The following is a 17,216-nucleotide window of genomic DNA, read 5'->3' on the forward strand; positions in this document are numbered from 1 at the left end:
TCAGTGTGCCCCCTGCTGTTCAAATCGAGCCCAGCCCCTTGCGTGCTGGCGGATGCGGTCGCCGGTCTGGCCCATCTTCCAGACCTGGGTGTCAGCGGGCAGAACCGTGATGACGCTGCCTTCCTCGATCACGACACGCTGGCCGGTGCCCAAGCGCACATACTTGGCGCCAAACTTCGCCGCCGCGGCGATTGCCCTCGTGGACAGCAGCGCGCGGGCTTGGTCCTCGGTGAGGCAACCGGGAATACGCTCCATGGCGCGGGTGATCGCGTGAAAGGTGACCCGGATCATGCCACCGCCCTCCGGTCTTCGCGCGGCGAATAGGTGCCGTCGCCGTTCCGCCAGAGGTATCCGCGCGTCTCGGCGATCTCCTTCCAGTTGGTGGGCAGGGTGTCGATCTCGGCTTGGTCGCACCCGCCGCGCGAGAGGCGCGCCATGGCCTCGTCGAAGCGGGCGTGCATTTCTCGGCGCACGGCGCCAATGGCCTCGCGGCGAATGCGAACGGCGTCGTCCTCGCGCTCCCACTTGCCCATGATCGAGATGCATTCCGCGATCGAGGGGAACCACTCGCAGGTCGTGGTCGCCTGATCGGCCAGATAGCTGATCTGGTCCTTCGGGAATCCGCCCAGCTTCTTCTGGTATGCAGAGATCAGCAGCTTGCCGCTCACCTCGTCCGAGTTCCGCTTGGGCAGGACGGCCAGCATCACGCGCAGGCACTGGTTGAAATGGTCGCGGTCACAGGGTTCGGGGGCCGGCAAGGGCGCGGTCGCCAGCGCCTGCACTGCGGCCAGCATCCCATCGTCCAAGCGGCTCTCCAAAGCCATCGAGGCCGAGTTGGCGATCAAGCTCAGCGATTGCGCCGTCCCGTGGCTTCCCGCCATGCCGGGGAGAAGGCGATCCAGCGTTGTTCCGAATGCTTCCATTGCGATACCGTCCTTCTTCGTGTGCTTTGCGGAGCCAGTTGCGCCAGGTGGCGTCCCAGTCGGACTTCACCCCCTTCGAGCCGGGGGCGGCCATGGCCCAATCGCGGAATTTCGAGAGTTCCCGGTCGACTGCGCCCTCGGGCCAAGTCGCGATTTCCCCGGCAGTTCGGTCGTCGAGGTCGCCGGGCATCCAGTCAGCAGGAAGCCGGGTCGCCTTACGCGTACGCGGGGTGTGAGTTTCCGGGTGGGTAGGGGTGGAGGGGTTAGAATTATTTTCATTGGGGAGGCGGGGAAGGGAGGGGTCCGTCACTCCCGTTGCGTCACCGTCACCGTCACGCGTTACGTCACTTGTTACGTCACACGCGTCATTCGCCTGCGCTTTACGGGCGCGATAGCGAGCCTGACGCTCGGCACCGGACGAACGCTTTTCCGGGGCGCACGCCATAGTCTCGGCAATCTCAAGGATGTCCTCGGCAGAAAGGCCCTTCGCGACCAAGAGGCGCATCGTCTCAAGGTTCACGGGTGGGCCGCCTCGGGGTCGTAGCCGCACAGGGCATTGTTGATCTGGATGACGGTGACGATCGGCCGCCAGAGGTCAGATGCGGCGTCGTCTAGGCGGAACCACTCACCGCCGATGTTGTATGCGGCGAGGCGCTTGTGCAGTTCTCGCTCGTCCTTCAGCGTTCCCGGATACCATCCCAGCAGTTTGAGCCGGGCGGGGTTGCCGGTTTGCAGCTGCTTCAGGCGCGCACGCGGATCCTGTTTGGTGAAGCCGATCTTCACCGCCAGGGGCTCGCCGGTTCCGAGAAGGTAGATGTTGCCTTCGCTCACAGGTGTTGGCCTCCATCAATCAGCCGGGCGCGCGCGTGCAGGTAAGCGCGGGCAGCCTTGGCCGCGTCAGCAGCAGCGAAGTCGCTGGGGTAGGTTTCCTGAGGATAGACCAAGGGGCGGCCGCAGCTGCCGATCAGGCGCCACGAGAAGCCGCCGTCGACCGGCACAACCTCGAAGGGGGCGGGGACGCTCACAGAAGCACCTCGATCCGGCCGGGCTTCTCGGGCTCGGCAAAATGGTAGTGAGGCCGGAACTTGCGATCATCGATGCCGAGGGCGTCCGCGATGCCATCGCGCGCAGCCTTGAAGCTGGCGATCATGTTGTCATCGTCACGGAACCGGCGATCGGGGGGATAGAACGTGACCTTGACCGGGATCGAGCCGGCCTCGGCCAACTCTGCACCAAGCGCCTTCACGGTCGGGCCAAGGGCGGCGCGCGCGAGGAGCGCAGCCTCTTGCCGAGCATTGCGTTTGACACGCGAGGTCCGAGACCAGTGCACGCGCGCATTCGGCGACAGGCGCTTGTCCGGCCAGGGGAGGGAAATCACCCGGCTCATGCGTGCGGGTCCGTCTTGGGCGGTTGGACCAACTCAACCATTCCGAGGCGGCGCGCCTTACGCTCAAGGTAATCCACCTTGGCGCGCGCGGCGGCCAGCTGCTGAGGCAGGTGGTAGCGCTGGTAGTAGGCGCGAGAATCCTTCACAGCGCGCTCCAGTCGATTGCGGGCTTGTCCATGCCGCGTGCGCGCATCTCGGCACGCATCTGGTCGGCGGTGGCTCGAATGAGGGCGCGATCGTCGGCGGCGCGGGTCTTCGCCCGACGCTCTCGCAGAGCGGCAGCGCCGGGACGCTCCACAGGTTCCGGAAGAGGGGTGGGCGCGGCGCGCCGACGAAAGAGCCCCAGCATCAGTCGATGCCCAGCGCGACTTTGTAGGTGTCGATGAGCATGTCCATTTCGCGGCGATCGTCCGGCTTCATCTTCCGGAGGCGCACGATCTGGCGCATGATCTTCACGTCATACCCGACGGCCTTGGCTTCGTTGTAAACGTCCTTGATATCGTCCGCGATGCCTTTGCCCTCTTCGGCCAGGCGCTCCACGCGCTCAATCAGGAGGCGCAAACGATCGTCGGCCGCGCGGTTCTCTTTCCGCTCAGTGCCGGGGATCGACATTTGGGTGTCGTCAGATGCGTACATGTCAGGGGCTCCGTGGGGAGGGAATGAGTTGGGTGCTCAGCGCGAAGCGATCTTGCGGACGCGCATGCGGCGGTGAATGTCGGTCAGGCGGGCGCGCTCGCGCGGGGTGATCGAGGCGCCACCGTCGCCCCGTGGATCAGTCGCGCGGATGTACTCGACGTTGTACTCGCTGGAATCGCGAGCCAGATCGTGCGCGCCGCCGTCGTCGGGCTCATCGGTGCCGATGTGCTTCCCAACGCCGCCCACGCAGAGCGAGAGCAGTTCGTCGGGCATGTGCGGCGCGAGCTGCACGAATGCGTGCAGCGGGATCGCAGTGCCGTTGCGGTAATTCTTGAGGCTCGAATAATCGAGGCGCGTCAGCAGTTCGAGGCGCTTGAGGTCGAGGCCATAGTCGCGCTCGGCGAGGCGGAACATGTCCGCGACGCGACTTGCAACATCTTCTTTTGTTCCAATGCAGTGCGGCATGATCTTATCACCCTTGCGAGATAGAAGCGCTGTCATGACGACAGGCATCGACAGGATTGGAGGAAAGGCCCGCCCCGGCGAGGCACGGAGCGCTCAGTGGGGCGGGCAGGGACACGTCCCCCATCGCGCCATGCGCCCGGCACGAGATGGGGGAGGTGGGGAGAGCTTGTGGCCGTCCGTCAGCGCGGACAGTCTGCGCGACTTCCTGATTGGGCTGGAGCACGGGGCAGTCGAGTTCTGCCACGAAGGAGCGACGCTCTTCTTCGGTCAGCGGCTTGATCTTGCGGAAGCGGATGGCCGCGTGACCCATGATGTCGTCTACACCATCGAAATAGAGGGCGATCTGAGGCCCGAACCGGACGTGCTCGCCGTGGCAAAGGTCGTTCACGCGATAGACGCCGCCCTTGCGGATCAACCCCTTGCGAAGGTTCGTGTCATCCACGCAGAGCGCGAGGTCACCAATCTGCCAATCTTCAGCCATGGCTCAGGCCTTCCCGCTTGCGATGTGGAAGCCCCGGCGCGTCAACTCAGAAATCAGAGCTTCGGTAGGCAGATCACGGAGGGCGGAAACGTCTACGATCTCGATCGCGCGCGCTCGCTGCGGGATGCGGCGAACATGGCCGCGCTCTTCCAGCGAGGAGAGCAGGCGGTGGATGCCGCTCTTGGATGCGATACCGGTGGCGGCGCACATCTCATCGAAGCTGGGGGCTACTCCGCCCGTGCTCGCGAGATAGCCCGCAAGGTAGGAGAGCAGGCGGCTCTGCTGTGTGGTGAGGCCAATCATGCGGCGCGGCCACGAGCGGGAGCGTTTTCCAGGTCACGCAGAGTGGAGACGGCGCGGTGATACGTAGTCATCGTGAGCGAGCCGCCAGCCCTGATCTCATCGAGGCGCTTGCCGTTGCCGAACAGCTTGCGCGAGAGAGTGGAGGTGCTTGCCCCGGTGCGATGCGCCAGCGCGTCGACGCGCGCGATCAGCTTCTGAGTGTCATCCATGCAGCATGAATGTCTTTTTATACACGATCGGTCAAGTAGAATTAGACATTCGCGCGCAGATATCGTGCTGTGTCAAAATGTACACGTGATAGACCATGAAGACATTCGCGCACGCCTGCGCGCAAGGTTCAGCGATCTCGACCTTTCGTTGACGGGCAAGTGGCTCAAGGACCACGGCATTGGTCAAACGACTGTGCGCAACTTCCTAGACGGCATGAGCCAATCGCTGACCGTCGAGACGTTAAACAAGCTGGCGGGGCCACTGAAAACGTCGGAGCGCTGGCTGCTTTTCGGCAATGACAACGCCCTTACTGACGACGTGCTTCGCGGGATGGCTGAGATTGCAGCAGAGGAAATCCAAGCTGGTATGCGGATCGAGGAGATTCGGAATACCGTCGCGTCAGCGCTTCGTGAGCAGCTAAGGCTGCATTTAACTGTTGGCGTAGCTCCAGGCAGTCAGGTCGAAGGGACCGATCTCGACAAAGGCGCTCTACCTCCCGCTCCCACCAATGAAGACGGGCAGGAAGGATCGCGCACCTCATGAGGCACGTGCTGCATCCAACCTCGCACTGAGGCTCAGCAAGAACCAGTGCCATCGAATCGCCTCCTTGTTCACGATCTGTTCTCATTCGGAGATGATCGATGAAATCCAACAAGTCTAGGAAATTTCCTTCGATGGGTCCGCGCTAGATGATGAGTCAGTATCAGCGTCTCGTGGAAAGCGAGAAGGCAATCGCTGGCGATCCATATTGGTCAAAGCCCAAGGGGGTTGATCTCCGCATGACGCTTGTCGCGTCGCTGATGCTGGAGGGGCGGGTTCTGCAGGGGCTTGAATTGGTTGGCCGGACACACCTAGATCCCCGCGAAGCAGACGTGAGCTTCAGCTTGATCTACCTGCCTACCGATAGCCGGCGCGACGCTGTGCAGTTGGCTCGTATAGACTGGAGGCCCAAGACCCCGCACGGGAATGACCATCCCAGAACTCCGGCAGAACTGCTTGGAGATATCGAGGGATCGCATCACCATTCTTTCCCGCTCAATTGGTCATCGAGCGCGGGCAAGCCATTGAGAAATTTACCCATCGCAGAGGAAATTATCCCAGACTATCAATCAGTTGAGGAACTCCTTGACGGGGTAGGTAAGCTGTTTAGAATCTCGGGCGCAGGGTCTTCGTTGCCTCGGCCGTGGCCCAAGGACTTGTTCTCATGACGCTCGCTTTCGATCCACTGACGCGCGACGACATCCGCGATGAAGCAGTGCGTAAGGCAGTTGGCAGCCTGGTGCGCGCTTCTACTTGGGGCGCGTCTTATCTAGTCACTGTGCCTATGATCTACCCTTCAGGGGCCGTGGTCGGCGTGAAAATCACACCCGAAGCTGGCGGCTATTGGGTCAGTGATTTTGCGATGGGCTACCGTGAGGCCGAGGCAATTGATGCCCAGCGATCTTTCGGTGCACATGCAGGTAAGGCCCCTGAGCGCTATGGCGTCGAATACACGGTGGGCCACGAGATCAGAATGTTCGCTACCGAACGACAGCTCACAACCGCCATTCGGCGCGTTGCTGCCGCGTCGCATGACGCAGCGACAAAGGCACACAACTCGCTCCCTGAGATGGAGGCACATGAAATCGGCGCCGTTCTTTACCAGCGGCTGCGCGATATGTTCGGTGCGGACCACGTGAAAGGCGAAACGAAGATCGCTGGCGCCTCCAACCTCGATTGGCCTTTTGCCGCTGAGGTGACGCTTGGCGAGCGCCGGGTGCTTTTTGATGCCGTGGTGCCACACCATTCATCAGTGGTATTTGCAAAGAGCAAGTTCAGTGACATTCGCCGCCTGGGCCCCGAAACTCATCCAGTAGCTGTGGTGGAAAGCTTCGCGAAGATGAGTAAGTGGCTCCCGCTCATCTCTCAGGAAGCCGAAGTCATTGAGGCCGGAGTTGGTGAGGATGTGCTGCGTAAGGTTGTGGCTGAGGCGGCATAATCAGCGCTCGATTGTCGATCGTACGGAACCCCGCTCCGGCGGGGTTTTTTGTGCCTTCCGCCTATAAAATGTACAAAAATACATTTCTCGCTTGACGTGTAGAAAAAGACACGTCAAAACGTCTCCATCAGGCAAGAACGCCTGCATGGAGGTTCCCTTGAACGCCATCACCAAGATTTCGAGCGCGGCTTGGCACGAAACGCCTGCTGTCGCTGCATACCTCGCCACGGTCACCGTTGACGATCTGGCCCTTCGCCGTCCGCTGATCGTGATGGGCAAGGACGAGCTGATCTACACCGGCGACCCGGTGGAGAAGCTGCACGACATGCGCCGCGAGGTGGTCGATGCGCTGTTCGGCTGCACCTTCCGCGAAGCGAACGCCTCCGGCCGCGCCCACGATTACCTCGATTTCGACGACGAGAACCCGACCGTTGATGCGGTGCTGTCGGAGCGCTTCGGCGACCCGCGCCGGTTCGGCAACGAGCATCCCGACCGCGCCACGCAGATGATGCGCTGCGAGGCTCAGATCAAGGCCGCGCAGGCGCGCCACGGGATCGGAGAAGCGGCATGAGCGCGGGCACCTATCGCGACTGGAACGTCTACTTCGACCCCAAGCCCATTCCGCACGCCGGGTTCGACTGGGAAGCCACTCACCCCGATTACGATGGTGAGGGCGATACCCGGATGGTTCACGCCGCCACGTTCAAGGAACTGGCTGCCGAGATCGACAGCGCAATCTACGAGGCCTTGGAAGGTCCGGAGAGCGGCGCGGTTGACGCGATCACCGGTTACTTCGGCTACAGCAACTTTTCGAGCGAAAGTAAGGCGCGCCAGATCGTTGCCGTGCTCGACAAGGCCGGTTTCGACATCGTTGTTCGGGAGCGTGCGGCATGAACCAGCGCATCGCCACCCGGCTGCACTACGGTCAGCGCGTCCCGGCATACTTCGACGCCAAGCCCCGCACCCGCATGAGCCAGATCGAGAACGATCTGAACAGCGTCATCGCGAAGTTGCGCGGCATCGCCGCCGAAGCGCGCGAGCCGGTCCACCTGATCGACGACCCGCACAATCTGTCCGGCCTCGCTGACGCGCAGCCGCCTTACCCTGTGGCTTTGGCCCGCCTGTCGCTTGGAATGGTCGGCATTGCCGCCGTGATCCTCGCGGGCGTCGGCCTCGGCCTCTGGAACTGATCGCCTTTCTGATCCCAACCGCTGCGTCGCCGGAGCCCCTACCGGAAGCGGCAACTAGCCCCTGGCTTCGATGCGGCCTCGGACAAGGATTCCAGCAATGAACGCTGTTTCCAAGATTGAGCCATCGCCTTTGGCGAAGCTGCGGGAACCTTTTCCTGATCACCAGATCAGCAAGCTTCCGAAGCCCACCGCAAAGCGCGAGGTAATGGACAAGCTGGCGAAGGCTCCCTGCAAGGTCTGCGGCGGATTTCACGCCACCAGCAAGATCATCCACCTCGATTACGTCGGCCACGCCGCGCTGACCGATCGGTTGCTCGACACCGACCCCGCGTGGTCGTGGGAGCCGGTGGCCTTCGGACAGGATGGCTTGCCCGCGCTCGACCGCAATGGCGGGCTCTGGATTCGCCTGACGGTCCTGGGAGTGACGCGTCTTGGCTATGGCGATGCTGACGGCAAGCCCGGCGGCAACGGCATCAAGGAGGCCATCGGCGACGCGCTCCGCAACGCGGCGATGCGCTTCGGCGCGGCGCTTGACCTCTGGCACAAGGGCGACCTGCATGTCGACGAGGCAGAAGCCGAGCCTGAGGCCGCCAAGGAGCCTGCGCGCCGTGCCGCCAAGGATGACGACGGGATGCCTGCCGATGCGTGGGCAAAGCTGGTCCAGCTGATCGAAGCGACCAACACCGACACCGGCAAGATGCTCAAGCACTTCGGCGTGAAGGACCTCAAGCACCTGTCGCCCAAGGAATACGACGAGGCCGTGGCCACGCTCGAAGAGACGATGGCGAAGATGGCGCGCGAGCAGAGCAACCGCACCGGCGCCCAGTCCGGCGACCTCGCCGCCGACGATATCCCCTACTGAAAGGGCTTGCGATGAACCGCGACGAATTCTGCGCCCTGCTGGATCGCAAGGGCTACGTCTACGAAGTCACCGAAAACGGCGTGGAGGTGAAGAGCTTTCATAACGTCTACCTGGACAGCCTGACCACGCTTCCCGAGGGCACCACGTTCTCGAACGGCGGCAACGTCTACCTGGACAGCCTGACCACGCTTCCCGAGGGCACCACGTTCTCGAACGGCGGCAACGTCTACCTGCGCAGCCTGACCACGCTTCCCGAGGGCACCACGTTCTCGAACGGCGGCAACGTCTACCTGGACAGCCTGACCACGCTTCCCGAGGGCACCACGTTCTCGAACGGCGGCTACGTCTACCTGGGCAGCCTGACCACGCTTCCCGAGGGCACCACGTTCTCGAACGGCGGCAACGTCTACCTGGACAGCCTGACCACGCTTCCCGAGGGCACCACGTTCTCGAACGGCGGCTACGTCGACCTGCGCAGCCTGACCACGCTTCCCGAGGGCACCACGTTCTCGAACGGCGGCAACGTCTACCTGCGCAGCCTGACCACGCTTCCCGAGGGCACCACGTTCTCGAACGGCGGCTACGTCGACCTGCGCAGCCTGACCACGCTTCCCGAGGGCACCACGTTCTCGAACGGCGGCTACGTCGACCTGCGCAGCCTGACCACGCTTCCCGAGGGCACCACGTTCTCGAACGGCGGCAACGTCTACCTGCGCAGCCTGACCACGCTTCCCGAGGGCACCACGTTCTCGAACGGCGGCTACGTCGACCTGCGCAGCCTGACCACGCTTCCCGAGGGCACCACGTTCTCGAACGGCGGCTACGTCGACCTGGACAGCCTGACCACGCTTCCCGAGGGCACCACGTTCTCGAACGGCGGCAACGTCTACCTGCGCAGCCTGACCACGCTTCCCGAGGGCACCACGTTCTCGAACGGCGGCTACGTCTACCTGCGCAGCCTGACCACGCTTCCCGAGGGCACCACGTTCTCGAACGGCGGCAACGTCTACCTGGGCAGCCTGACCGACGAATACCAGACGTATCGCGGCCAGCGCATCCGCCTGAAGCATGTCGACGGCTTTACCATGCTGATCCGCTCCGAGCGGATGGTTGGCGAAGTCACGCTCTACAGCGCCGCATACTTCGGCGGTGGCGAACTGGCCGACCTCAAGACCTGCTACGTCGCGCACCAGGGCAAGCATTTCGCCCACGGTTCGACCGTCGAGCAGGCGATGCGCGATCTCCGCTTCAAGGTGATGGAGCACGACTTCGACGAGGGCGAACTGGTCGATGAGATCAAATCGCGCGGCACCGTCATGATTGAGGAATTTCGCCTCATCACCGGCGCCTGCGAAGAGGGCACCCGCCACGGCATGGCTGAGGCCGGCCTTGACCCCGAAGCCAACGAACTGCCGCTCGAAACCGTGCTGACCGCTGCGTTCGGCCACTACGGCGAGCGCTTCAAGGCCCTGTTCCAGAAGGAATCCGCCTGATGACTACCACCATCTACAAGTCGAGCAGCGGCGAAAAGGTTATTGCCGATATGCCGCTCTCGTATGCAAAAAACGCGGTGAATAAGCTGATCCGCAACGAGCCGGAACGGAAGGCCGAGATCGACGCCCTGCAGGCGCATGTCGATAAGCTTTCCGCCGAGGCCGAAGCGAAGGCGCTGGCAGGCGGTGACGATGCGAACCCGCGCGCGGTGATTGGCGGGAACAACCCTCCCGAGGAAACCCCCGCGCCGAAGCTGGAAGGCCGTGCCGCCATCGAGGCGCATGCCGACGATCTGCTGACCGAGGCTGCCAACTGGGCTGACGGTGTCGCGATTGAGAACGAAGGGCAGGCGGCCAAGGTCGGCACTCTGCACCGCTCACTTCAGGAAGTCGCTGGTCTGGTCAACAAGCAGGCCGACGATGAAAAGCGCCCCCTAAACGAAGCGGTCAACGAGATCGCCAAGTGGCAGAACGGCTATACCGCCAAGGCTGGCATGAAGACGATCCCTGCGGGTTCGCTCACCAAGGCCATCGCGGCAACCGGCAGGCTGTCGGGCGCATGGCTCCAGAAGCTCGATGATGAGCGGAAGCAGCGCGAGAAGGCTGCTGCCGATGCTGCGTTCGCCGCTGCGCAGGAGGCCATGGCACTCCGCACCGAGGCGAAGGAAACCACTGACCTTGCCGTCATGGACCGCGCAGAGGACGCGCTGGCGGGAGCCAAGGCCCTGCTGCGCGAGGCCGAGGTGGTCTCGAAGGAAAAGGTCCGTGTCGATGCTGGCGAGGGGCAACGGGCAATGACCCTGCGCACCATCTACCACGCCGATCTGATCGACGCCCCGAACAGCTACGCGCTCGCATATGGCCACTACAAGCAGAACCCCGAGTTCATGGCTGAATTCCATGGGCTGATTCAGCGCTGGGCGACCCGTGACGCCCGCATTGAGGCGACCCGAGTTCGCGGAATTCCAGGCTTCAACATTCGCTCCGAGCAGGTGGTCTGATCATGTTGGCGAGCCCCGAAAAATACGACATCACCTCCCCGCGAGGGAAGGTCGCTGACTTCTGCCGTTTCATGGGGTTCGTCACCATCCCCGAGTGCGCTGGCGATTGTTGGATTTGGCATGGTGGCACGAATGAACAGGGCTACGGCCACTTCAAAGTTCGACAGACAACCATTCGTGCGCATCGCTGGATCTACTCGTATGTTTACGGCCTCACACAGTCGGATCAGGTGATCCGGCACAAGTGTGACACGCCGTCTTGCGTGAATCCGCTCCACCTCGAAGTCGGAACGGCATCCGAGAACATGCGCGATATGGTTGCGAGAGGTCGCAATTCCGACCGGAAGGGTGATCGCCATCCAATGGCAAAGATAGATGCCAAACAAGCGCTGGAAATTCGGCGCCTGTACGACATCGGTCACCGGCAATCTCAAATAGCAGATACTTTTGGAATCAGTCGCGCGCTGGTTGGCAAGGTTGTTCGCCGCGAGCGATGGACGCATATTTAAGGGTTATTCCATGTCTTCTCTGAACTCATGCTCATTCATTGGTAACCTTGGCGCGGATGTAGAAGTGCGTTCGTTCCAGAATGGCGGTCGTGTCGCTAATTTCCGGATAGCCTGCACCGAAAAGTGGAAGGATCGCGAGGGCAATCCAAAGGAAAAAACTGAGTGGATTAGCATTGCGATTTTCAACGAAGGTCTCATCGGCGTTGCGGAGCGCTTTTTGCGTCGCGGCAGCAAGGTCTTCGTCGCCGGCAAGATGTCGACGCGCAAGTATCAGGCGCAGGACGGCAGCGACCGCTACGCCACCGAGATCGTGCTGAATGGCTACGAGGCCAAGCTCATCATGCTCGACGGCGCCAACAGCGGCGGCGAGGGGCAGGGCGGCCGCCAGCAGCATCGCGGCAATGGCCAGCGCGACGGGAACGAACGCGGCGGCCAGCGCTCCGGCGGAAACTGGGGCAAGCAGCAGGGCGACAAGGAGGTCTACTCTTCGGCGCGCGGTGGCTGGCAGGACGGCGGCGATGGCAGCCGTGGGTCGTCGGCCGACAACTGGCACAATGACGGCGGCTTCGGGGACGACCTCGACGACGATATCCCGTTCATCACCGACCGGAGCATCTGGTGATGGCGCTCCCGCGTCGGATTCCGAAGGAGCGCAACCGTTCTGAGCGCTGGCGCTCGGCAGCCCACTGCAACTTCGTCAGGTCGCATCAGTGCTGCGTGCCCGGCTGCCAGAGCATGCCGATCGAGGTCGCGCATGTTCGCTCGGGCTCCGACGCGGGAATGGGTCGCAAGCCGTCAGACTGGTTCACGGTCAGCCTGTGCCGCGACCACCACGGCGAGCAGCACCGGATCGGCGAAGGCCCGTTCGCGCGGAAGCATGGCATCGACCTGCACGCGCTGGCCGCTGAGTTCTCCACCGAGAGCCCCAAGGCCGCAGAAATCCGCCAAGCAAAGAGGGAGCGCAACAATGGCTAATGGTCAGACCCTCATTCTCGCGAATGACCAAGTTCGGCGCCTCGCACATCAGTTGATCGATCGCGCGCCGGAGCGGGCCGTGCTCAACATCCGCGAGGCGACCCGCTCGCTGGACCAGAACGCGAAGATGCACGCCATGCTGTCCGATATCAGCCGGGCAAAGCCGATGGGCCGCAACCTCAAGCCCGAGATCTGGAAGTGCCTGTTCCTCGACGCGATGGGCCACCAGGCCAACTGGGTTCCTTCGCTCGACGGCGATGGTGTCGTGAACACCGGCTTCCGTTCCTCCCGCCTCACCGTCGCCCAGATGAGTGACATGATCGAAAGCATGTACGCCTTCGGCGCCGAGCATGGCGTCGTTTGGAGCGAACCCGCTGAAAGGCACGCCGCATGACGCAGGTGAACCGCTACCTCAAAGACAAGGCGATGGACCACATCGACCACGCGCTGGGCCGTCCGGTCGATCCAATGGCGGAGTCCTACCGCAATTACTTCTACGTGATCGGCGACACCGACCTGCGTCGCGATATGGCGGCGTCCCCGTTCTGGCTTGGCGACGGCAAGGATGGCGAAGGGGAGTACTTCTTAGTCACCGGTGAAGGCCGGGCTGCGCTTGCCGCGCACCTCAAGGCCATCGGCGACAAGCATCGGCGCTGGCTCGTGTCCTACGCAGGGTACGAGATGGAGGTGATCGCCACCACCCGCGCGAAGGCCCGGTATTCCAAGTGGCTTTCCATCAGCGACGTCAACGACAGCCTGACGTTCGGCGAATTCCAACGCAACAGCAAGGTGAAGGCAGCATGAGCACCACCACCTCCGATATCGCTGCGGGCATGAAGGAAGCTGGATGGCTTCCGATTGCCGACGCGCCCAAGGATCAGCGCATCCGTGTGGCCCATCTTCTCGATCCCAGCTCGCAGAAGGTCGAGACCATATTCCCGGTCTATGGTGAGTGGGATGGCGATAGCTGGGCCTGCAACGCTGGTTTCGTCTGCGCCGACGGCATGTTTCGGTTCGATCCGACGCATTACCTCCCCTCCGCCCCCTCTCAGATCGAGGAGGGGAAGGACAATGTGTGATTGTGAAGTTCCTCAGGCTTTCTCGGAAAGCTGGCGGACGGCCCGAAAGCCGCATCGGTGCTGTGAATGCTCAGCGTGGATCATTGCAGGCGAGAGGTACAACTACGTCAGCGGTATCTGGGATAGCCGTCCAGACAGCTATGCCACCTGCGTACAGTGCGTACAGGTCCGCGACTGGTATGTCGCCCATTTGGATCGCTGGGACTGCGCGCCCTGCTTCACACAACTCTACGACGACATGCCGCACGATGAATGGCCGCCGCACATGCTGGCAGCTCAGGCGGCGCTTCGTCTCGAAAAGATGGCGAGGAAAGCCGCATGACCGACACCCGCACTGAGCATACGCCGGAAGCCATTGAGGCAGAGCCGGACATGTCGTGGTTCGATATCGCTGTCACTCACAACAAAGAGGTGATGGTCCTCGGGCATTCTGAGGACTGGAACCAGTTCGACATCGAGCATTGGTGGGAGGACACTTTCGCCACTTGTGCGCCCGAGCACCTTGCGCCGGGAGCCTATAGGTGGGCCGGATATCTCATCGGAAGCTGGGATGAGGGCGAGCACCTGAACGTGACCGGCGGTGATTTCACGCCGTTGCTTGCGGGATCGCCCGCGGAGCCGGTGGCGTGGTTGTATATCTACACGGTGCAGTACGAACCGAAAATGGAATGCACCGCGCCGCCCAAGCCGGTTGTCGCCCTTTCCGCAACGCGCTGGGACAAGGTGCCGAAACATTGGGCCGAAACCCCGCTCTACGCTCGCCCCGCGAAAGCGATCGAAGCCCGCAGGGCCGAGACGGGAACCGGCTCGGTTCACGAGAGCGCGGTGCCGCAGGCATTCGCCCAGACTATCCCCGGAGACTCCGCATGAAGACCTTCACCGTGGAGGTGACCCAGGACGAAAAGGACATGGGTCGCGGCATCGTTCGGAAGATCGATCGCGAGTATTGGAACGGAATTCCGGTCGCGGCCTACCACTGGATGATCCAGGAACCGGACCACCCGATCGAGGGCCTGCGGGAGCGCGATGCTATTGCTTACCACTGGTCCACCGGACCGGCGGAAGCCGAGCGTCTTGTGCGGCTCAGTGACGTGGAAACCCTGCTTGCCGAGCGTCACACTGACGACCTCACCGCCGCCTCCCAGCTTGAGCACTCCGGCCTCATCACCCGAGAGAAGTACAATCACATCTGCGAGAACATCAGGGCTCGCGAATGCATCCGTGGAGCAATGGCATAATGGGCCTCATCGTCGACAACTTCGCCGGTGGCGGCGGAGCCAGCACCGGTATCGAAGCCGCCCTCGGCCGCGCCGTGGACATCGCCATCAACCACGATGAAGAAGCGATCCGCATGCACGAGGTCAATCACCCCGGCACATTGCACATCCGCAACAACATTTGGCAGATCGACCCGAAGGAAGTGACCGGCGGCCAGCCCGTCGACCTCGCCTGGTTCTCGCCCGACTGCAAGCACTTCAGCAAGGCGAAGGGCGGGAAGCCGCGCGAGAAGTCCATTCGCGACCTTGCATGGGTCGTGGTGCTCTGGGCCCAGCGTGTGCGCCCTTCGCTGATCCTGCTGGAGAACGTCGAAGAGTTCCGCACCTGGGGGCCGCTCTGCGATCAAGGCATGCCGATCAAGGAGCGGGCTGGCGAGACGTTCGAGAAGTGGCAGCGTGAGTTACGCAAGGCCGGATACAAGATCCAGTGGAAGGAGCTGCGGGCCTGCGACTATGGCGCGCCGACCATTCGCAAGCGCTTCTTCATGATCGCCCGCTGCGACGGCAAGCCTATCGTTTGGCCCAAGCCGACGCATGGTAAGCCGGGCTCGCCCGAGGTGCTGAGCGGGAAGCGCAAGCCGTGGCGCACGGCAGCCGAGATTATCGACTGGTCGATCCCGTGCCCGTCCATCTTCGAGCGCAAGAAGCCACTGGCCGACAAGACCCTGCGCCGCATCGCGCACGGCATCATGAAGTTCGTGGTCAACAACCCCGCGCCGTTCATCGTGCCCTTGACCCATCACCAGCGCGGCGCGCGCGGCGCATCGGTTGACCAGCCCATGGCGACCGTGACGGGCGCGAATCGGGGCGAGCACGCGATCATCATGCCTCACGTGACGAAGTTCCGCTCCGGCGCGATTGGCCATGCTGCCGATGAACCGCTGCACACGGTGACGGCGAACAGCTTCATCAAGCGACCGGGCGGCAGCGTGCCGCTGGGCGTGGTCGAGGTCGCCGCTGCCCCCTTTGCTACCTATGCCCAGCAAGGCGGCGCGAACCGCTCGCTGGAAGACCCGCACCACACCGTCACCGCGTCGAACAAGGATCAGAATTGCGTCGCTACCGCACACCTGGTCCACATCGGCAACGGTGAGCGGCAGGGGCAGGCGCCCCGTGCCATGGACGTACAGGCGCCGCTCGGCACAGTCGTAGCTGGCGGGACGAAGCACCATGCCGTGACCGCATTCATGCAGAAGTTCGCGCAGAACGGGCAGGGCTATGACCCGGCCGACCCTCTGCATACCGTCATGGCTGGCGCGCCGCGTCACGCGGTGATCTGTGCCCATGTTGAGCAGGCCAATGGTGGGCCGAACAACGAGAACCTTGCCGGGCGACCTGCGGACGCTCCGCTCTCGACGGTGGCCACGTCCGGCAGCCAGCAGCGCCTCGTGACCTCCAACCTCGTGAAGCTGCGCGGCACCTGTCGGGACGGCCAAGGTGTAGATGAGCCGCTGCACACAGTCAGCGCCGGCGGCACCCACATGGGCGAGGTCCGCGCCTTTCTGCTCAAATACTACGGGACCGATCAAGATCCGCAGTTGGGCGAGCCCCTACATACCGTGACGACCAAGGATCGGTACGGTCTCGTCACGGTGATGATTGAGGGCGAAGAATACGTCATCGTCGATATCGGCATGCGGATGCTCAGCCCGCGCGAGCTTTTCAACGCGCAGGGCTTCCCGGCTGATTACAAGATCGAGTTCGACGCCCACGGCAAGCCGATCACGAAGACTGCCCAGGTCGCCAAGTGCGGCAATAGCGTCTGCCCGCCACTCTCCGAGGCGCTGGTGCGCGCCAACATGGCCGACGAGATCGCGGAGCGGGAGGCGCAGGCAGCATGACCCAGATCACCAGCAGCGCGGTCCAGCCCATCACGCTCTACCGGTGGGTGGCACACATCACCTACCGGCGCGACGCGGGCAACGAGGTACGCATGGTTTCCTTCGAGGAGATCGCGGACCTGCACGAGATCGTTGAGGCCGGCCCGAACTTCTACGCAATCGAGAGCATCGTCATCCGGCCGGGCGGTCGGTGCGAGGCTGTCACCATCGAACAGGCGGAACGCTCATGAGCATGGAAGAACGCTTGGCGGACTGGACCCCGGCGCGGTTCATCGAACTGGTGGCGAAGCGCTCGGCAGGGTTTGCGAATGAGGCTGGCGTTGGCGCCATGGAAACCGCCGGTCACCTGATCTCCTATCTCGCTGATCACCCCGAGCACCTCGAGCCCTGGATCAACGGCGGGTTCTTCGAGCTGCCGATGGATTGGATTGAGGGAGGATCACTCACGTATCGCGCCCTCAACGGGAAGATCGTCTCACCCCGATATGCTCGGCAGCATCGGGTCATCAAGAAAATGGAGAAGTCGGAATGACGGCACACAGCATCGCGTCGAAATACCGCCGAGCGCTGCGGAATCAGACCGGCGCATCATTCACCCTCGAACAA

At 62.8% G+C, this 17,216-nt stretch carries 32 protein-coding genes; 20 read left to right on the plus strand and 12 right to left on the minus strand.

What is annotated here, in order from left to right; translation table 11 throughout:
• The 12 genes from WBP07_RS18075 to WBP07_RS18130 form a co-directional block, all read right to left on the minus strand.
• A complete protein-coding gene (locus WBP07_RS18075) occupies window positions 1-291 on the minus strand; it encodes a hypothetical protein (protein WP_395393094.1) in 291 nt (96 codons plus the stop codon).
• A complete protein-coding gene (locus tag WBP07_RS18080) occupies window positions 288-923 on the minus strand; it encodes a hypothetical protein (RefSeq protein WP_395393096.1) in 636 nt (211 codons plus the stop codon). Before WBP07_RS18080 ends, WBP07_RS18075 begins: the two co-directional genes overlap by 4 nt.
• Window positions 924-1,439: 516 nt before the next feature.
• Complete coding sequence (locus tag WBP07_RS18085) at window positions 1,440-1,754, minus strand: GIY-YIG nuclease family protein (RefSeq protein ID WP_395393097.1); 315 nt, start codon at window positions 1,752-1,754, stop codon at window positions 1,440-1,442.
• Window positions 1,751-1,948 (minus strand): hypothetical protein, encoded by a 198-nt coding sequence (locus WBP07_RS18090; protein ID WP_395393098.1) that lies wholly within the window; start codon window positions 1,946-1,948, stop codon window positions 1,751-1,753. Before WBP07_RS18090 ends, WBP07_RS18085 begins: the two co-directional genes overlap by 4 nt.
• Entirely contained in the window at window positions 1,945-2,310 is a 366-nt protein-coding gene (locus WBP07_RS18095) for a hypothetical protein (RefSeq protein ID WP_395393100.1), read from the minus strand. Before WBP07_RS18095 ends, WBP07_RS18090 begins: the two co-directional genes overlap by 4 nt.
• A complete protein-coding gene (locus WBP07_RS18100) occupies window positions 2,307-2,456 on the minus strand; it encodes a hypothetical protein (protein ID WP_395393101.1) in 150 nt (49 codons plus the stop codon). The genes WBP07_RS18095 and WBP07_RS18100 overlap by 4 nt, the downstream gene beginning before the upstream one ends.
• On the minus strand, window positions 2,453-2,659 hold the full coding sequence (locus tag WBP07_RS18105; RefSeq protein ID WP_395393102.1) for a hypothetical protein: 207 nt from the start codon (window positions 2,657-2,659) through the stop codon (window positions 2,453-2,455). The genes WBP07_RS18100 and WBP07_RS18105 overlap by 4 nt, the downstream gene beginning before the upstream one ends.
• A complete protein-coding gene (locus WBP07_RS18110) occupies window positions 2,659-2,922 on the minus strand; it encodes a DUF2312 domain-containing protein (protein ID WP_395393103.1) in 264 nt (87 codons plus the stop codon). Before WBP07_RS18110 ends, WBP07_RS18105 begins: the two co-directional genes overlap by 1 nt.
• A 60-nt stretch (window positions 2,923-2,982) precedes the next feature.
• Complete coding sequence (locus tag WBP07_RS18115; RefSeq protein ID WP_395393106.1) at window positions 2,983-3,360, minus strand: hypothetical protein; 378 nt, start codon at window positions 3,358-3,360, stop codon at window positions 2,983-2,985.
• Window positions 3,361-3,418: 58 nt separating this feature from the next.
• Window positions 3,419-3,892 carry a hypothetical protein gene (locus tag WBP07_RS18120; RefSeq protein ID WP_395393107.1) on the minus strand — a complete coding sequence of 158 codons (474 nt, stop codon included), beginning with the start codon at window positions 3,890-3,892 and terminating at the stop codon, window positions 3,419-3,421.
• A gap of 3 nt (window positions 3,893-3,895) precedes the next feature.
• Entirely contained in the window at window positions 3,896-4,195 is a 300-nt protein-coding gene (locus tag WBP07_RS18125; RefSeq protein WP_395393109.1) for a LexA family protein, read from the minus strand.
• Entirely contained in the window at window positions 4,192-4,404 is a 213-nt protein-coding gene (locus WBP07_RS18130; protein WP_395393110.1) for a hypothetical protein, read from the minus strand. The genes WBP07_RS18125 and WBP07_RS18130 overlap by 4 nt, the downstream gene beginning before the upstream one ends.
• Window positions 4,405-4,489: 85 nt before the next feature.
• Between WBP07_RS18130 and WBP07_RS18135 the strand changes: the two genes are divergently transcribed.
• The 20 genes from WBP07_RS18135 (at window position 4,490) to WBP07_RS18230 (ending at window position 17,142) form a co-directional block, all read left to right on the plus strand.
• Complete coding sequence (locus WBP07_RS18135; RefSeq protein ID WP_395393112.1) at window positions 4,490-4,948, plus strand: hypothetical protein; 459 nt, start codon at window positions 4,490-4,492, stop codon at window positions 4,946-4,948.
• Window positions 4,949-5,094: 146 nt separating this feature from the next.
• Window positions 5,095-5,613 carry a hypothetical protein gene (locus WBP07_RS18140; protein WP_395393113.1) on the plus strand — a complete coding sequence of 173 codons (519 nt, stop codon included), beginning with the start codon at window positions 5,095-5,097 and terminating at the stop codon, window positions 5,611-5,613.
• Window positions 5,610-6,383 carry a hypothetical protein gene (locus WBP07_RS18145; RefSeq protein ID WP_395393114.1) on the plus strand — a complete coding sequence of 258 codons (774 nt, stop codon included), beginning with the start codon at window positions 5,610-5,612 and terminating at the stop codon, window positions 6,381-6,383. The genes WBP07_RS18140 and WBP07_RS18145 overlap by 4 nt, the downstream gene beginning before the upstream one ends.
• Before the next feature lie 157 nt (window positions 6,384-6,540).
• On the plus strand, window positions 6,541-6,954 hold the full coding sequence (locus tag WBP07_RS18150; RefSeq protein WP_395393115.1) for a hypothetical protein: 414 nt from the start codon (window positions 6,541-6,543) through the stop codon (window positions 6,952-6,954).
• Window positions 6,951-7,277, plus strand: a complete 327-nt coding sequence (locus WBP07_RS18155; RefSeq protein ID WP_395393116.1) for a hypothetical protein — start codon at window positions 6,951-6,953, stop codon at window positions 7,275-7,277. The genes WBP07_RS18150 and WBP07_RS18155 overlap by 4 nt, the downstream gene beginning before the upstream one ends.
• On the plus strand, window positions 7,274-7,573 hold the full coding sequence (locus tag WBP07_RS18160; protein WP_395393117.1) for a hypothetical protein: 300 nt from the start codon (window positions 7,274-7,276) through the stop codon (window positions 7,571-7,573). The genes WBP07_RS18155 and WBP07_RS18160 overlap by 4 nt, the downstream gene beginning before the upstream one ends.
• Window positions 7,574-7,670: 97 nt before the next feature.
• Window positions 7,671-8,435: a hypothetical protein gene (locus WBP07_RS18165; protein WP_395393119.1), complete on the plus strand. Its 765-nt coding sequence runs from the start codon at window positions 7,671-7,673 to the stop codon at window positions 8,433-8,435.
• An 11-nt stretch (window positions 8,436-8,446) separates the two neighbouring features.
• Window positions 8,447-9,928 (plus strand): hypothetical protein, encoded by a 1,482-nt coding sequence (locus tag WBP07_RS18170; RefSeq protein WP_395393121.1) that lies wholly within the window; start codon window positions 8,447-8,449, stop codon window positions 9,926-9,928.
• Window positions 9,928-10,929, plus strand: coding sequence for a hypothetical protein (locus WBP07_RS18175; protein ID WP_395393122.1), 1,002 nt, complete (start codon window positions 9,928-9,930; stop codon window positions 10,927-10,929). Before WBP07_RS18170 ends, WBP07_RS18175 begins: the two co-directional genes overlap by 1 nt.
• Window positions 10,930-10,931: 2 nt before the next feature.
• Entirely contained in the window at window positions 10,932-11,438 is a 507-nt protein-coding gene (locus tag WBP07_RS18180; RefSeq protein WP_395393123.1) for an HNH endonuclease, read from the plus strand.
• A 10-nt stretch (window positions 11,439-11,448) separates the two neighbouring features.
• Window positions 11,449-12,060, plus strand: a complete 612-nt coding sequence (gene ssb / locus WBP07_RS18185) for a single-stranded DNA-binding protein (RefSeq protein ID WP_395393125.1) — start codon at window positions 11,449-11,451, stop codon at window positions 12,058-12,060.
• Complete coding sequence (locus WBP07_RS18190; RefSeq protein ID WP_395393127.1) at window positions 12,060-12,413, plus strand: putative HNHc nuclease; 354 nt, start codon at window positions 12,060-12,062, stop codon at window positions 12,411-12,413. The genes ssb and WBP07_RS18190 overlap by 1 nt, the downstream gene beginning before the upstream one ends.
• Entirely contained in the window at window positions 12,406-12,807 is a 402-nt protein-coding gene (locus WBP07_RS18195; protein ID WP_395393129.1) for a recombination protein NinB, read from the plus strand. Before WBP07_RS18190 ends, WBP07_RS18195 begins: the two co-directional genes overlap by 8 nt.
• A complete protein-coding gene (locus WBP07_RS18200) occupies window positions 12,804-13,217 on the plus strand; it encodes a hypothetical protein (RefSeq protein WP_395393131.1) in 414 nt (137 codons plus the stop codon). The genes WBP07_RS18195 and WBP07_RS18200 overlap by 4 nt, the downstream gene beginning before the upstream one ends.
• Window positions 13,214-13,492, plus strand: a complete 279-nt coding sequence (locus tag WBP07_RS18205) for a hypothetical protein (RefSeq protein WP_395393133.1) — start codon at window positions 13,214-13,216, stop codon at window positions 13,490-13,492. Before WBP07_RS18200 ends, WBP07_RS18205 begins: the two co-directional genes overlap by 4 nt.
• Before the next feature lie 318 nt (window positions 13,493-13,810).
• Complete coding sequence (locus WBP07_RS18210; protein ID WP_395393135.1) at window positions 13,811-14,362, plus strand: hypothetical protein; 552 nt, start codon at window positions 13,811-13,813, stop codon at window positions 14,360-14,362.
• Entirely contained in the window at window positions 14,359-14,730 is a 372-nt protein-coding gene (locus tag WBP07_RS18215; RefSeq protein WP_395393137.1) for a hypothetical protein, read from the plus strand. The genes WBP07_RS18210 and WBP07_RS18215 overlap by 4 nt, the downstream gene beginning before the upstream one ends.
• The gene (locus WBP07_RS18220) at window positions 14,730-16,610 is read left to right on the plus strand and encodes a DNA cytosine methyltransferase (protein WP_395393139.1); all 1,881 of its coding nucleotides are present in this window, start codon (window positions 14,730-14,732) and stop codon (window positions 16,608-16,610) included. Before WBP07_RS18215 ends, WBP07_RS18220 begins: the two co-directional genes overlap by 1 nt.
• A complete protein-coding gene (locus WBP07_RS18225) occupies window positions 16,607-16,840 on the plus strand; it encodes a hypothetical protein (RefSeq protein ID WP_395393142.1) in 234 nt (77 codons plus the stop codon). Before WBP07_RS18220 ends, WBP07_RS18225 begins: the two co-directional genes overlap by 4 nt.
• Window positions 16,837-17,142 carry a hypothetical protein gene (locus WBP07_RS18230; protein ID WP_395393144.1) on the plus strand — a complete coding sequence of 102 codons (306 nt, stop codon included), beginning with the start codon at window positions 16,837-16,839 and terminating at the stop codon, window positions 17,140-17,142. Before WBP07_RS18225 ends, WBP07_RS18230 begins: the two co-directional genes overlap by 4 nt.
• The last annotated feature ends 74 nt before the right edge of the window (window positions 17,143-17,216 follow it).

Source organism: Novosphingobium oxfordense (genome assembly GCF_044029435.1).
GTDB lineage: Bacteria > Pseudomonadota > Alphaproteobacteria > Sphingomonadales > Sphingomonadaceae > Novosphingobium.

Bases quoted from the DNA above. Each gene is read 5' to 3' on its own strand.
- WBP07_RS18075 (WP_395393094.1), bottom strand. From the start codon at position 291: ATGATCCGGGTCACCTTTCACGCGATCACCCGCGCCATGGAGCGTATT.
- WBP07_RS18080 (WP_395393096.1), bottom strand. From the start codon at position 923: ATGGAAGCATTCGGAACAACGCTGGATCGCCTTCTCCCCGGCATGGCG.
- WBP07_RS18095 (WP_395393100.1), bottom strand. From the start codon at position 2,310: ATGAGCCGGGTGATTTCCCTCCCCTGGCCGGACAAGCGCCTGTCGCCG.
- WBP07_RS18105 (WP_395393102.1), bottom strand. From the start codon at position 2,659: ATGCTGGGGCTCTTTCGTCGGCGCGCCGCGCCCACCCCTCTTCCGGAA.
- WBP07_RS18110 (WP_395393103.1), bottom strand. From the start codon at position 2,922: ATGTCGATCCCCGGCACTGAGCGGAAAGAGAACCGCGCGGCCGACGAT.
- WBP07_RS18115 (WP_395393106.1), bottom strand. From the start codon at position 3,360: ATGTTCCGCCTCGCCGAGCGCGACTATGGCCTCGACCTCAAGCGCCTC.
- WBP07_RS18120 (WP_395393107.1), bottom strand. From the start codon at position 3,892: ATGGCTGAAGATTGGCAGATTGGTGACCTCGCGCTCTGCGTGGATGAC.
- WBP07_RS18125 (WP_395393109.1), bottom strand. From the start codon at position 4,195: ATGATTGGCCTCACCACACAGCAGAGCCGCCTGCTCTCCTACCTTGCG.
- WBP07_RS18130 (WP_395393110.1), bottom strand. From the start codon at position 4,404: ATGGATGACACTCAGAAGCTGATCGCGCGCGTCGACGCGCTGGCGCAT.
- WBP07_RS18140 (WP_395393113.1), top strand. From the start codon at position 5,095: ATGATGAGTCAGTATCAGCGTCTCGTGGAAAGCGAGAAGGCAATCGCT.
- WBP07_RS18145 (WP_395393114.1), top strand. From the start codon at position 5,610: ATGACGCTCGCTTTCGATCCACTGACGCGCGACGACATCCGCGATGAA.
- WBP07_RS18155 (WP_395393116.1), top strand. From the start codon at position 6,951: ATGAGCGCGGGCACCTATCGCGACTGGAACGTCTACTTCGACCCCAAG.
- WBP07_RS18160 (WP_395393117.1), top strand. From the start codon at position 7,274: ATGAACCAGCGCATCGCCACCCGGCTGCACTACGGTCAGCGCGTCCCG.
- WBP07_RS18165 (WP_395393119.1), top strand. From the start codon at position 7,671: ATGAACGCTGTTTCCAAGATTGAGCCATCGCCTTTGGCGAAGCTGCGG.
- WBP07_RS18170 (WP_395393121.1), top strand. From the start codon at position 8,447: ATGAACCGCGACGAATTCTGCGCCCTGCTGGATCGCAAGGGCTACGTC.
- WBP07_RS18175 (WP_395393122.1), top strand. From the start codon at position 9,928: ATGACTACCACCATCTACAAGTCGAGCAGCGGCGAAAAGGTTATTGCC.
- WBP07_RS18180 (WP_395393123.1), top strand. From the start codon at position 10,932: ATGTTGGCGAGCCCCGAAAAATACGACATCACCTCCCCGCGAGGGAAG.
- ssb (WP_395393125.1), top strand. From the start codon at position 11,449: ATGTCTTCTCTGAACTCATGCTCATTCATTGGTAACCTTGGCGCGGAT.
- WBP07_RS18190 (WP_395393127.1), top strand. From the start codon at position 12,060: ATGGCGCTCCCGCGTCGGATTCCGAAGGAGCGCAACCGTTCTGAGCGC.
- WBP07_RS18195 (WP_395393129.1), top strand. From the start codon at position 12,406: ATGGCTAATGGTCAGACCCTCATTCTCGCGAATGACCAAGTTCGGCGC.
- WBP07_RS18200 (WP_395393131.1), top strand. From the start codon at position 12,804: ATGACGCAGGTGAACCGCTACCTCAAAGACAAGGCGATGGACCACATC.
- WBP07_RS18205 (WP_395393133.1), top strand. From the start codon at position 13,214: ATGAGCACCACCACCTCCGATATCGCTGCGGGCATGAAGGAAGCTGGA.
- WBP07_RS18210 (WP_395393135.1), top strand. From the start codon at position 13,811: ATGACCGACACCCGCACTGAGCATACGCCGGAAGCCATTGAGGCAGAG.
- WBP07_RS18215 (WP_395393137.1), top strand. From the start codon at position 14,359: ATGAAGACCTTCACCGTGGAGGTGACCCAGGACGAAAAGGACATGGGT.
- WBP07_RS18220 (WP_395393139.1), top strand. From the start codon at position 14,730: ATGGGCCTCATCGTCGACAACTTCGCCGGTGGCGGCGGAGCCAGCACC.
- WBP07_RS18225 (WP_395393142.1), top strand. From the start codon at position 16,607: ATGACCCAGATCACCAGCAGCGCGGTCCAGCCCATCACGCTCTACCGG.
- WBP07_RS18230 (WP_395393144.1), top strand. From the start codon at position 16,837: ATGAGCATGGAAGAACGCTTGGCGGACTGGACCCCGGCGCGGTTCATC.